The following is a 12,251-nucleotide window of genomic DNA, read 5'->3' as shown; positions in this document are numbered from 1 at the left end:
AACTGGTTGCATAAACATCTGTGGCTTGTACGATCTCCACCGCTACGGCAAGATGTGAGCATTTGTCCATTGTTGCCACGTTTATGTCCTTGCCCCACGCGCTGTTGACCTCCCTTTGCGAACGAGCCGGCTCCGGCTCCGAACTGGCCCGGCGCTTCGACAAGTCGATCGGCTACTTCTGGCACGCTACCCACCAGCAGATTTACCGCGAGCTGGCCCGGCTGGAACAGGCGGGCTGGGTCGAGTCCCTGCCGGCCGAGACGGGCCGCGGCCGCAAGCGCGCCTACCGTGTGCTGCCCGCGGGCGTGGCGGAACTGAAACGCTGGATCGCCGAAAGCGAAGGTCCGCGTCACCTGCGGGACGCGCTGATGGTGCGCCTGCGCGCCGAAGCGGCTGTGGGTCCGGCCGGGCTGCAGGAGGAAATGAAGCGCCACCTGGCCATGCACGAGGAGCGCCTGGCCCTGTACCGCAGCTTCGAGAAACGCGACTTCGCCACCGGCGCCGATACCAAGGCCCGTCAGCTGCACTACCTGCTGCTCAAGGGCGGCATCGCGATGGAAGAACAGGCGATCGAACTGGCGCGCGAAGCGATCCGCATCCTGGAAAGTTAGATCCGCCACCAGGGCATGGGGCGCATGTCATATTCCGCCAGCAATTCCGCAAATTGCGGGCCGCCCAGGAAGGCAAATTCCTTCAGCCGGTAGGGTTCCAGTCCGCGCGCGGCCGATGCCGGATGGCACATGGCCAGCGCACCGGATGCCCGCTGCGAAGCGAACCAGCCCCGCCAGCAGCGCCCCAGGTCGGTCCGGCCGGAGTGGTCGTACACTCCGTAGAAATCCGTGTTGTGCAAATAGCCCGCGCGCCGGGCCATGCGCTCCAGGGCGCCCGAACCCAGGGCGATCAGCGCCGCGCGGGCGCCGCGCCAGACCTGGGGCGCCGTGCTGCGGATGCAGATGGACTGGCCGGGCATTATTTCGGCCAGTTCATCGAACAGCGCTTCGCGGACAACGGGGAACTGGTGCACGCGGTCATGACCGTCGACAAACTCGGGCAGGCTGCCTGTCAGCTCCCGGAAACGCTCGATCTGGTAGCGGATCGCCTTGCGTGTGCGCCCGCGGTCGAGGTGGCCGGACCAGGCGGCGAACATCGTCGTGGTAAATGTGTGCGCGCCGTGCCGCGGTGCGTGCGCCAAAGGGCTGCTGAAATCGAGGTGCAAGCCAAGGCTTGCGCCGCACTGGCGCATCACGCCCAGCGCGTGACGATCGGGATTGCCGAGCGCCATCACGCTGGCCGCAGTCACCACTCCCTGCGCCACCAGCGCTGCCACCCCGTCGTCAATTGCCGGATGCATGCCGATATCGTCGGCGTTTATTATGACCGTCTTCACGGTATAGCCTACCGAGGTCGTTTGTTTCGACCTAAGCTAGCAAAGGACTTGTCAAGTAGGTGTTAACTGGGCAGCGCACTGTGGCGCGGCATCCTAAACGTCCGACCACGGCATGGGTCGAATCTCGAATTCGGCCAGCAGGTCGGAGAACTGAGCGCCGCCAAGGAACAGGAATTCGCGCAGCCGGAAAGGCTCAAGGCTACGCGCCACCGAGGCGGGATGGCACATGGCCAGTGCGCCCGATACACGCTGGGACGCGAACCAGTTGCGCCAGCAGCGGGCCAGGTCGGCGCGCGGCGAGAGGTCGTGAAACGCCGTAGAAATCCGTGTTGTAGTAGTAGCCTGCGCGCTGGGCAAGGCGCAGCATGCCGCCAGCACCAAGGGCGGCTATCAGCGCTGCCTTCCCCCCGCGCCAGCTCAGTGGCAGCGTATTGCGGATGCAGATCTGCCGCCCTGGGGCTGCTTCCGCCAGCACCTCGAACAGCGCTTCGCGTATGACCGGAAACTGGTGCACGTGTTCGTGGCCGTCCACGAATTCCGGCAGGGCGCCGGTCAGCTCCTGGTAGCGCTGCAGCTGATAGCGGATCGCCTCGCGCGTGCGACGGCGGTCGAGACGGCCGGCCCAGGCGGCGAGTATCGTGGTGGCAACTGTCCGTTCGCCGTGCTGATGCGCGTGCGCCAGGGTGCTCGTGAAGTCCAGATGCAGGCCGAGGCTGGCGCCGCAGCTGCGCATGACGCTTAATGCGTGACGGTCCGGCTTACCCAGGGCCATCACGCTGGCCGCTGTCACCATGCCCTGCGCCACCAGGGCCGCTACGCCATCATCGATGGCCGGATGCATTCCTATGTCATCAGCATTGATGATGACGGTCTTCACGGCATGGCTTTCAACACCGGCTCGCGGCGGCCCAGGCGGCTATGGTCGATGCATTCGTCCAGCACATACAGTGGCCGCTGCTTGGCCTCTTCGAAAACCCGCCCCAGATATTCGGCAATCACGCCAAGGCACAGGAGCTGGATGCCGGACAGGAGCATGATGCCGGAAGCCAGCGTCGCCCAGCCGGATACCGGATTGCCCACCACCAGCGTCTCAACGAGGATATATGAGCCGTAGCTCAGGGCGCCCAGCGAGATCAGGGCGCCGGCGATGGAGACGAAACGCAGCGGCTTCAGCGAGAACGAGGTAATGCCCAGCGACGCCAGTTCGATCAGGCGGCGCAGCGGAAACTTGGTACTGCCCGCCATCCTGGGCTGCACTGCATAAGGCAGCAGGCGTGTGCGGAAGCCAAGCCAGGCATACAGCCCCTTCATGAAGCGCGTGCGCTCCGGCAGCTGCAGCAGCGCATCCACGACGCGCCGGTCCATCAGCCGGAAGTCGCCGGCGCTGGGCGGGATATGGAAGCGCTCGCCGCCCTGCATGAAGCGGTAGAAGGCGCGCTTGGCCATACCCAACAGGCGCGGCTCATGCGAACGCGACTCGGGGACCGGCACCACCATATCGTCACCGGCCCGCCAGTAGGCGATCAGTTGCGGGATCAGCTGCACCGGATGCTGGCCATCGCCATCCATGGACAGCACCGCATCGCCGCGCGCCGCATTCAGGCCGGCGGTCAGCGCGGCTTCCTTACCGAAATTGCGCGACAGGCGTAGCAGCTGCACATTGCTGTAGGCACGGCTGCGCTCGAAGGAGGCAACCACTTCTTCCAGGGCATCGCTGCCGCCATCGTTGACGATGACGATTTCCCATTCCATTTCGGTGCGGGTCAGCGTATCGGCCAGTTGCGGCAGCAGTTGCGCGAGGGATGCGGCCTCGTTCAGCACCGGCATGACCACCGAGATGGAAGTGCGGGCGCCGCGCCGCAAAGAGATTGAGCTGGCTGGCATATTATTCCTCCACCAGTGAACGGTGTGTCCCGGCAAAGCGGACCTGCTTCGGCTGGATATCCAGGCGCTTCAGGTCTTCATTGTCGATGACTACATACCCGTGGACGTGGTCCCCGGAAGGCACGCGGCGCAAATTGCCATGCGTGTAAAAAGCCGATGAGAAGGCTGGCTTGGCCAGATACTGCAGCTGCGCACCGGCCGGTGCAGCCTGGACCAGGTCACGGTCCGAATTCCGGCCAACCTGGCGCACAATCAGAGGCGACGCGGCCGCCACCAGCAGCGCGTAGATGAACAGGCCGATCGCGGTACGCCGCTGGACAAGCTCAGTGCTCCGTTCGATATGCTGGGCCACCAGTACGGCAAAGGGCGGCAAGGCGGTCAGAGCGTAAGTCCAGATGATGTTGCGGCTGAAGGTAAAGAAGGCCAGCGGCACCAGCGTCGCGCACCAGAGGAAGCTGGCCAGCGGATCGGGCCTTTCCTGCCTGCGCAGCAGGGCCGCCAGGCGTGGAATGAAGATGTGCATCCACGGCAGCGCCGCGCCGATCCAGAACACCCAGATTGCCCCGAAGGGCTGGCTGTGTGCGAAGCCGTAGCGGTCGCCCGTCCAGCCAGGCACCAGGAAACGAGAAAAGTGCTCGCCGATGATGAAGTAGCTGATGAAGCCGGGATAGGCGTGCTCCGCGGCGAGATACCACGGCAGGAAAATGGCACAGGCCAGCGTCAGGCCGGCCCAGTCCCACACGTGACCCAGCATTTGCATGAGACGGCGATGCAGCAGTGCGTATGCGGCTAGCGGCATGCCGATCAGGGCCCAGGTAGCCAGGCCCTTCGACAGGGCGCCCAGACCCACCAGCGCCCAGAAGCCAAGGCGCCAGGCGCGGCCCTCGGTGCGACCTGCGCCCAGCGCCTGGATGGCGCAGTACTGGGCAGCCCAGACGATGGTCATCTGCACCGCGTCCGTCATCACGGCGCCGGCACTGACGAAGAACAGCGGAGAAGCCGCCAGTACAGGCACAACCAGCCAGCGCTGGCGCAGTCCAAGTGCTGTGGAGAACTGCATGGTAATCCACAGGGCGGGCAGCGACACCAGCAGGGCAGGCAGGCGCGCGGCGAATTCATTGACGCCGAACAGGCGCATCGACGCTGCGCTGAGCCAGGTCGACAGCGGCGGCTTGGCGAAGAAGGGCGTTTGCGGGTCCATATGCGGCATCAGCCAGAAGCCGTTGACCGCAGTCTGGCGCGCCAGTTCGCCATAGCGCGCTTCCGTCGTGTCCGCCAGGGGCGCGGCCAGCATCAGTCCCAGCCTGCACAGCAGCAGCACGGCGACGGCCAGGATCAGCCATGTGCGCCAACTGCGCAATGCCGAGGAATCAATGGGAAGTGCAGCAGGTGCTGCCCCGGCCAATTGGGCCTGTTGTTCTAATTGCATAGCTTTCCCATTCCTTCTACAACCTGAATACCATGGCCATACGCTATCAAATCCATGGTTAAGGCAACGTTAACGGGCAGCTCGCTATAATTTCCGGAGACTTTTCGGCGAGGTGAACGTGCGGCTGCTACTGGTGGAAGACGATCCGATGATCGGCGACAGCATTGAAGGTGGATTGCGGGCGGAAAATTACGCAGTGGACTGGGTGCGCGATGGCGCCGGCGCTGAGCTGGCGCTGTCCACGCAGGCATATGACCTGGTGCTGCTCGACCTTGGCCTGCCGCGCAAGCAGGGCATGGACGTATTGCGCGGTTTGCGCGCCCGGGGGCTCGATGTGCCTGTCCTGATCGTGACCGCGCGCGACAGCACGGCCGACCGTGTGCAGGGCCTGGACGCCGGCGCAGACGATTATCTCGTCAAGCCTTTCGATCTCGATGAGTTGCTGGCGCGCATCCGCGCCCTGCTGCGGCGCCGCGTGTCGCGCACCACATCGATCATCCGTCATGGACGCGTTGTGCTGGATCTGGCCAGCCACGAAGCCAGCCTCGATGGCGCGGCGGTAACGCTGTCCGCACGCGAATTTGCCGTGCTGCGCGCGCTGCTCGACGAGCCGGGAAGCGTGGTCGCGAAAAGCGTGCTGGAAGAGAAGCTGTATGGCTGGAACGCTGAAGTCGAGAGCAATACGATCGACGTCTACGTGCACCACCTGCGCAAGAAATTCGGGCAGACCTTCATCCAGACCGTGCGCGGCGTCGGCTACAAGGTTGCTGCCGCCGAATGAAGACCATACGCCAACAGCTGCTGGTCGGCCTGCTGTGCGCAACTATTGCCAGCGCCATCGGCGCCGGCGCCATGCTCTACCACTCGCTGCAGGTCGAAACCGGCGAGCTGGCAGACTTGCAGTTGCGCCAGCTGGTCAGCGCCCTGCCGGGACGAATTCGCACCCGACGCCTCCCTGCCGGCTCCCGAGGATCCCGAGGAAGAATTCATCCTGCAGGTTTGGGACCTGAAGGGCAGGCCACTGTTTGCCTCCCGCCCGAATCCGCCGACGCCCAATTACAACACGCGTGGCTTCTCGACCGTAACGATCAAAGGGCAGGCCTGGCGCGTCTATGGCGAAGTGCACCACAAGCTGTACGCGCAGGCGAGCCAGCCGCTGCAGGTGCGCAATGAGATGGCGGCGCACATCGTGCTGCGCACCGGCCTGCCGCTGGTGGGATTTGTCGGCATGCTGGTGGTGCTGGTGCTGATCGTGATCGGCCGCGCCATGGGTCCGCTGGACCGTCTTGCGCGGGCGGTCGAGGACCGCTCGCCCAGCACCCTCGATCCCCTGAATCCCGATGGCTGGCCGTCCGAACTGGCGCCCGTCGTGCAGGCTTTGAACGTGCTGCTGGCCAAGTTCGACGAAACCCTGGCCGCACAGCGGATCTTTGTCGCAGATGCCGCGCATGAATTGCGCTCGCCGCTGACGGCCCTGAAAATCCAGCTGCAACTGGCGGAGCGCGCCACCACACCGGAGGCGCGCGCCCTGGCGATGGCGAAATTGCATGAACGCCTGGACCGGAGCGCGCACCTTGTGCAGCAGCTGCTCAGTCTCGCGCGCTTCGAGCCGGGCCATACGGCGGAACAGCTGCAGCAAGTGGAGCTGGGCGAACTGCTGCGCGGAATCGTGGCCGATCATGCGGCCATAGCGGACAACCGCGGCATCGACCTGGGCGCCGTAGCGCCCACGCCCGTCCATGTGCAGGCCGATCCGGACGGCTTGCGCGTGCTGCTCAATAACCTTGTGGACAACGCCCTGCGTTATACACAGGCTGGCGGCCGGGTAGACGTGGTCGCCGAACTGTCCGAGGGCTGGCCGGTGCTGCGCGTATGCGATAACGGCCCCGGCGTGCTGCCCGAGCAGCGCGAACGCCTGTTTGACCGTTTTTACCGGCCCGAAGGCAATGCGGTATGGGGCGCCGGACTGGGTCTTTCCATCGTGCGCAATATCGCCCACAACCACGGCGCGCAGGTGACGCTGGGAGAGGGAGTCGATGGGCGAGGGCTATGCGTCACGGTGAAGTTCGCTGCGCAAACGTGAGCGCATACCGCCCCGGCGGCATGCCCACGTAGCGGCTGAAAGCGGTGCTGAAGGCGCTCGATGAACCATAGCCGACACGCTCCGCGACTTCCGCCAGCGCCAGGTCGGTGCGGCGCAGCAGGTCCTTGGCGACGGCCATGCGCCAGGCCAGCAGGTATTCCATCGGCGCCAGTCCCACGGCGCGCGTGAAGCGCTCGAAGAAGGCGGAGCGGGACAGGGCGGCTTTGTTCGCCAACTGCTCCACCGTCCATGAATGTGCGAGGTCGGCGTGCATTTCGCGCATGGCGGTGGCGAGACGCGAATCTGCCAGGCCGCGCAGCAGGCCAGGGGGCGCCTGCTCGCCGGGGGTGGCGCGCAAGGCTTCGACCAGCAGCACCTCCACCAGGCGCGTGAGCACCAGGTCGCGGCCGGCGCGCTGCGCCTTTTCCTCGTCGGAGACCAAGTGCACAAGTGTGGACAGGCGCTCGGCGCCCTGCACATGCACGAGCGCCGGGAACAATGACACCAGCAGCGACGCATCCGGAGAGTCAAACACGAAGTAGCCGCCCAGCAGACGCACGTCGGCTACCGCCTCCTGGTCGCCGTGGCGCACATCCTCAGTGGGTTGCGGCGCAGTTTTCGGGTCGATAAGCTGCGGCGTTATCGGCTCGAAGCCGGACAGGGTAAAGCCCGGCGTGGCGGGCATCAACACGAAATCGCCCATCCCCAGCGTGACCGGCGCCTGCCCGTCAACAGCCAGCAAACAGCTCCCCTCGAGTACCGCACAAAAGCTCGGATGCCCGAATTCGCCATACCGCACACCCCAGCGTCCCGCTCCGCTGATCCCCTTCGAAAACACCGCATGCGGCCGCAGCTGCGCAATCACCTCCGAAAGCGGATCAGCCATCACCGGACTCTCACAAACAAAACATGGACTACCAATTATAGAGAATCCGCCCCCGCCCCGCTAAAGTTGTGATGTCAGATCTGACACCACTAATTGCGAAGGAATGAGGATGAAGACTGTTTTGATTACGGGGTGCTCTTCGGGGTATGGGCTGGAGACGGCGCGGTATTTTCATGCGCGAGGATGGAATGTGGTTGCGACCATGCGTACGCCGCGGGAGGAGATGCGCTCGGAGCGTATGCGCGTGCTGGCGCTCGATATTACGAAAGCGGACAGCATCGCCGCCGTCCTGCAGGCGGCCGGGCCGATCGATGTGCTGGTGAACAATGCGGGCATCGGCCTGGCCGGCGCCTTCGAGGCGACGCCAATGGACACCATCCGCGAAGTGTTCGAGACCAACACCTTCGGCACGATGGCGATGACCCAGGCCGCGCTGCCGCAGTTCCGCGCTCGCCGCGAGGGGGTGATCGTCAACGTGACCTCCAGCGCGACGATGGCGCCCTTCCCGCTGGTGGCCGTCTACACCGCCAGCAAATCGGCCATCGACGGCTTCACGGCCTCGCTGGCGCTGGAGATGGAACAGTTCAACGTGCAGGCGAAGCTGGTGGAACCCGGATACTGCGCCAGCACGCGCTTCACGCAGAACACCGGCTCGCGCATGGATGGCCTGTTCACCGAGCCTTATGCGGCGTTCGCCCAATCGGTGTTTGCCGGCTATGCGGAGCCAGGTCCGGTGACCACCGAGGCGGATGTCGCCGACGCCGTGTGGCGCGCCGCGAACGACAGCACCGGACAGCTGCATTTCCCCGCCGGGGCCGACGCGCTGGCCCTGGTGCGCTAGCGGCCATTTGTACTGATTTGTGTCTGGAAGGTCCGCATACAAAGAGCGATACACATCGGCGCGAAGTCAGCGGTATAAATCCTTCCGTCACTTTGAAAAGGATGGAAATAGCATGAAAACGACCCATAAAATCTTCGCCGCCGCCCTGTTCGCCACTGCAGGTTTCGCCAGCGCCCAGCAAATGGCCGGCATCGGCCGCACTGAAATCCTGCGCCATGACCATTCGGTGCCGGGCGTGGAGGCGATCCAGGTGCGTGTCGACATTCCGGCCGGCGTGACAGCACCGAACCACTCGCATCCGGGCGAGGAAATCGCCTATGTGCTGGAAGGTACGATGGAATACACTCTGGAAGGCCGTCCGCCGGTGTTGCTGAAGAAGGGCGACGCCGTATACATCCCGGCCGGCGTGAACCATTCCGTGCGCGTGATCGGCGACCGTGACGCATCCGAACTGGCAACTTACCTGGTGCGCAAGGACCAGCCGCTGGTGAAGCTTGCCAAATAAGCCCGCCGCCCCCATCTCGGCTGTTCAAGGAGAACCTTAAATGACAACACAAACCGAAACCGCCATCCTCGCCGGCGGATGCTTCTGGGGCATGCAGCAGCTGCTGCGCCGCCAGCCCGGCGTAATCTCCACCCGCGTGGGCTATACGGGCGGCGATGTGCCCAATGCGACTTACCGTAACCACGGCACACACGCCGAGGGTATCGAGATCGTGTTCGACCCGAGCAAGATCAGCTACCGCAAGATCCTGGAATTCTTCTTCCAGATCCACGACCCGACCACGAAGGACCGCCAGGGCAACGACCTGGGCATGAGCTACCGCTCCGCAATCTTCTACCTCAACGACGAGCAGAAGCTCATTGCCGAGGGCACGATCGCCGACGTGAATGCGTCGGACCTGTGGCCCGGCAAGGTGGTGACCGAAGTGGCGGCCGCCGGGCCGTTCTGGGAAGCGGAGCCGGAACACCAGGATTACCTGGAGCGCATCCCGAACGGCTATACCTGCCACTGGGTGCGTCCGGACTGGAAGCTGTCGGCGCGAGGCTGATCGGCTCAACATGGTGAGCGATTGCGCTTGCCATGTTCCGCATGCGGCTCCTGGCGGTAGTATGGACGCATGAAAGAGCTCTCCCTTTCCCGGCGGACCTTGCTGTTCGCCGGGCTTTCCTTGCCCTTGATTGGTTGCGCCAGTTTGGCGCCGTCACCCCGCCAGCGGATTGTCCGCGTGGATGCGCCGTTTGAGATGCCATCAATTGCGGTGCCGGATTTTTCGGGGGCGCAGCGCTTCCTGATTACGGACTTTGGCGCAAAACCAGAAGCAAACCCAAGTGTCAGCCACGATGTCTCAGCCACCCCGTGGCTGAGACCTAACACTAGCTTTGCGACTTTGGTTTTAAAGAATGGGGCGGCACTTCAGCGGGCGATTGAGGCGGCGCATGGGGCGGGGGCGGGCACGGTGGTCGTGCCGCCCGGCGTCTGGCCGACGGGCAAGGTCCACCTGAAGAGTAATGTGAACCTGCACCTGGAGAAGGGCGCCACGCTGCTGTTCTCGTCGAATCCCGCCGACTACCTGCCTGCCGTGCAGTCCACGTGGGAGGGACTGGAATGCTATAACTATTCGCCGCTGGTCTACGCCTATGACTGCGAAAACGTGGCGATCACGGGTGAAGGCAAGCTGCAGGCGAAGCTGGATGTGTGGAAGGTGTGGTACGCCCGTCCCAAGCCGCATATGGATGCGCTGGTGGCGCTGTATCACATGGCCGCGAAAGGCGTGCCGGTCAGCGAGCGCCAGATGACCAACGGCCAGGCCAACCTGCGCCCGCAATTCGTGCAGTTCAACCGCTGCCGCAATGTGCTGGTGGAGGACATCAGCATCGAGAACAGTCCCTTCTGGGTGCTGCATCCCTTCCTGTGCCGCGACGTGGTGATCCGCCGAGTGAAGATCAAGGCGCACGGCCATAACAATGATGGCGTGGACCCCGAGATGTCGCAGAATGTGCTGATCGAGGATTGCGTGTTCGACCAGGGCGACGATGCGATCTCGGTGAAGTCGGGGCGCGACCAGGATGCGTGGCGCCTCGGCGTGCCGTCGAAGAATATCGTGATGCGCAATTGCCGCATCAAGAACGGACACCAGCTAATGGCCATCGGCAGCGAGCTCTCCGCCGGCATCGAAAATGTGTTTGTGGATAACTGCCACTTTGATCACAGCGGTTCCGCCGTGCGCAGCAGCATCAACAACCTGCTGTTCGTCAAGACCAATGAACGGCGCGGCGGCTATGTGCGCAATATCCACCTGTCGAACGTCAGCGCAACCAGCATCGCAGGCGGCGTGCTGAGCGTGGATACGGACGTGCTCTACCAGTGGCGCGAGCTGGTGCCGACTTATGAGCGGCGCCTGACGCCGATTGAGGGCTTGCACGTCAGCAATGTCGTGGTGGGCGAAGCGGGCTTCATGTGCCAGATCAAGGGCGAAGCCTCGCTGCCGGTGCGCAATGTCAGCATGCGCGATATTAAGGTCACGACTGTGCGCGGCAAGCCGGTTTCCATAGAGCACGCAGAGGGAATTGTTATCTAAAGTGAAAAAGGTGTACTCTTTGAGCACATCACTTTAGAGGACAATAAAAATGAGACTTCTCTCCGGCGAGCGCAAATCCCTCGTTTTCGCTTTCGCAGCATCGCTCTTATCCCTCAGTGCATTCGCCCAAAGCTGGCCCAACGGCACCGTGACCGTTGTCGTGCCATGGCCGCCAGGCGGCCCATCCGATATCGCGGCGCGTCCACTGGGCAAGGGTTTGACCGAGGACTTGGGCAAGCCTTTCGTCATCGATAACCGCGCGGGCGGCGGCGGCAATATCGGCACCGCCGCGGTGGTGCGTTCCAAGCCGGATGGCAACACGCTGCTGGTCACGTCGAGCGCGCCGATCGTGATCAATCCCAGCCTCTACAAGAACATGACCTTCGATCCGCTGAAGGACCTGGCGCCGGTGACCAACCTGCTGCGCGTGCCGCTGGTGCTGGTCGTGCATCCATCGGTACCGGCCAAGAACCTGAAGGAAATGATGGCCTATATCCAGTCGAAGAAGGGCGATTTCTCCTTCGCCTCGTCCGGCAACGGCACGCCGCAGCACCTGACCGGCGAACTGTTCGCCAGCACCACCAAGCTGCAGATGACCCACGTGCCGTACAAGGGCTCGGCGCCAGCCATTTCGGACCTGCTGGGCGGCCATATCCCGATGATGTTCGACAGCACGATCGCGATCATGCCGCACATTAAGAGCGGCAAGGTAAAGGCCATCGCCATCACCAGCGCCCAGCGCTCGCCGCTGCTGCCGGATGTGCCGACGTTTGTCGAGTCCGGCGTGCCGTCCATCGAGTCCTACGCCTGGTACGGCCTGTTCGCCCCGGCCAAGACGCCGAAGGACGTGGTCGCCAAGATCAACGCCGAAGCGCAGAAAGTTATGAAAGGCCCCGATTTCCAGAAAGTGCTGGCCGACACCGGCTCCGCCTACGTCGGCGACACGCCCGAAAACTTCGGCAAATTCGTCCAGGCCGAGCACGCGAAATGGGGCAAGGTCGTAAAAGACAGCGGCGCCACCGTCGACTAAATAATTAGGGGTCAGGCACGAAATGTTTCATGAGCTCGGCGCGTAGGCGAGCTCATGAAACATTTCGTGCCTGACCCCATAAACGATATCGAAACCGGTATCGACTGCGTCCTGAATTTCATCACGGTC

General features: G+C 63.6%; 15 protein-coding genes. 9 read left to right on the top strand and 6 right to left on the bottom strand.

Going from position 1 to position 12,251, the window contains the following annotated elements:
- The first annotated feature begins 83 nt into the window (after positions 1-83).
- Positions 84-611 (top strand): PadR family transcriptional regulator, encoded by a 528-nt coding sequence (locus tag ACHMW6_RS34700; protein WP_395404082.1) that lies wholly within the window; start codon positions 84-86, stop codon positions 609-611.
- Here the strand turns inward: ACHMW6_RS34700 and ACHMW6_RS34695 are convergent.
- The 5 genes from ACHMW6_RS34695 to ACHMW6_RS34675 form a co-directional block, all read right to left on the bottom strand.
- Positions 608-1,387 (bottom strand): ChbG/HpnK family deacetylase, encoded by a 780-nt coding sequence (locus tag ACHMW6_RS34695; RefSeq protein ID WP_395404080.1) that lies wholly within the window; start codon positions 1,385-1,387, stop codon positions 608-610. The two genes, ACHMW6_RS34700 and ACHMW6_RS34695, sit on opposite strands and share 4 nt — an antisense overlap.
- A 93-nt stretch (positions 1,388-1,480) precedes the next feature.
- Positions 1,481-1,615, bottom strand: a complete 135-nt coding sequence (locus tag ACHMW6_RS34690; RefSeq protein ID WP_395404078.1) for a hypothetical protein — start codon at positions 1,613-1,615, stop codon at positions 1,481-1,483.
- A complete protein-coding gene (locus tag ACHMW6_RS34685) occupies positions 1,587-2,264 on the bottom strand; it encodes a ChbG/HpnK family deacetylase (RefSeq protein ID WP_395404076.1) in 678 nt (225 codons plus the stop codon). The genes ACHMW6_RS34690 and ACHMW6_RS34685 overlap by 29 nt, the downstream gene beginning before the upstream one ends.
- Positions 2,261-3,271 (bottom strand): glycosyltransferase family 2 protein, encoded by a 1,011-nt coding sequence (locus ACHMW6_RS34680; protein ID WP_395404074.1) that lies wholly within the window; start codon positions 3,269-3,271, stop codon positions 2,261-2,263. The genes ACHMW6_RS34685 and ACHMW6_RS34680 overlap by 4 nt, the downstream gene beginning before the upstream one ends.
- A 1-nt stretch (position 3,272) precedes the next feature.
- Complete coding sequence (locus ACHMW6_RS34675; protein ID WP_395404072.1) at positions 3,273-4,700, bottom strand: ArnT family glycosyltransferase; 1,428 nt, start codon at positions 4,698-4,700, stop codon at positions 3,273-3,275.
- A 118-nt stretch (positions 4,701-4,818) separates the two neighbouring features.
- On the opposite strand from ACHMW6_RS34675, the gene ACHMW6_RS34670 reads away from it, so the two are divergent.
- Genes ACHMW6_RS34670 through ACHMW6_RS34660 form a run of 3 tightly spaced genes read left to right on the top strand, consistent with a single transcriptional unit; the run spans position 4,819 to position 6,783 of the window.
- The gene (locus ACHMW6_RS34670) at positions 4,819-5,481 is read left to right on the top strand and encodes a response regulator (protein ID WP_395404070.1); all 663 of its coding nucleotides are present in this window, start codon (positions 4,819-4,821) and stop codon (positions 5,479-5,481) included.
- Positions 5,478-5,873, top strand: a complete 396-nt coding sequence (locus ACHMW6_RS34665; protein WP_395404068.1) for a hypothetical protein — start codon at positions 5,478-5,480, stop codon at positions 5,871-5,873. Before ACHMW6_RS34670 ends, ACHMW6_RS34665 begins: the two co-directional genes overlap by 4 nt.
- A complete protein-coding gene (locus ACHMW6_RS34660; RefSeq protein WP_395404066.1) occupies positions 5,821-6,783 on the top strand; it encodes an ATP-binding protein in 963 nt (320 codons plus the stop codon). The genes ACHMW6_RS34665 and ACHMW6_RS34660 overlap by 53 nt, the downstream gene beginning before the upstream one ends.
- Here the strand turns inward: ACHMW6_RS34660 and ACHMW6_RS34655 are convergent.
- Positions 6,755-7,669, bottom strand: coding sequence for a cupin domain-containing protein (locus ACHMW6_RS34655; protein ID WP_395404065.1), 915 nt, complete (start codon positions 7,667-7,669; stop codon positions 6,755-6,757). The genes ACHMW6_RS34660 and ACHMW6_RS34655 overlap by 29 nt on opposite strands.
- Positions 7,670-7,778: 109 nt before the next feature.
- Between ACHMW6_RS34655 and ACHMW6_RS34650 the strand changes: the two genes are divergently transcribed.
- From ACHMW6_RS34650 to ACHMW6_RS34630, 5 genes are all read left to right on the top strand, one after another.
- Complete coding sequence (locus tag ACHMW6_RS34650) at positions 7,779-8,510, top strand: SDR family oxidoreductase (protein WP_395404064.1); 732 nt, start codon at positions 7,779-7,781, stop codon at positions 8,508-8,510.
- Between the two features lie 112 nt (positions 8,511-8,622).
- On the top strand, positions 8,623-9,015 hold the full coding sequence (locus tag ACHMW6_RS34645) for a cupin domain-containing protein (RefSeq protein WP_395404062.1): 393 nt from the start codon (positions 8,623-8,625) through the stop codon (positions 9,013-9,015).
- A 40-nt stretch (positions 9,016-9,055) separates the two neighbouring features.
- Entirely contained in the window at positions 9,056-9,562 is a 507-nt protein-coding gene (gene msrA, locus ACHMW6_RS34640) for a peptide-methionine (S)-S-oxide reductase MsrA (protein ID WP_395404060.1), read from the top strand.
- Between the two features lie 339 nt (positions 9,563-9,901).
- Positions 9,902-11,092 carry a glycoside hydrolase family 28 protein gene (locus ACHMW6_RS34635; protein WP_395404058.1) on the top strand — a complete coding sequence of 397 codons (1,191 nt, stop codon included), beginning with the start codon at positions 9,902-9,904 and terminating at the stop codon, positions 11,090-11,092.
- 49 nt (positions 11,093-11,141) lie between these two features.
- Positions 11,142-12,122: a Bug family tripartite tricarboxylate transporter substrate binding protein gene (locus tag ACHMW6_RS34630; protein WP_395404056.1), complete on the top strand. Its 981-nt coding sequence runs from the start codon at positions 11,142-11,144 to the stop codon at positions 12,120-12,122.
- Positions 12,123-12,251: the final 129 nt, after the last annotated feature.

The sequence above is a fragment of the Pseudoduganella sp. UC29_106 genome, assembly GCF_044055365.1.
Classification (GTDB): domain Bacteria; phylum Pseudomonadota; class Gammaproteobacteria; order Burkholderiales; family Burkholderiaceae_D; genus Rugamonas.
The sequence above is the reverse complement of the archived record's forward strand: the minus strand, read 5'-3'. Positions and strand labels throughout refer to the sequence as shown.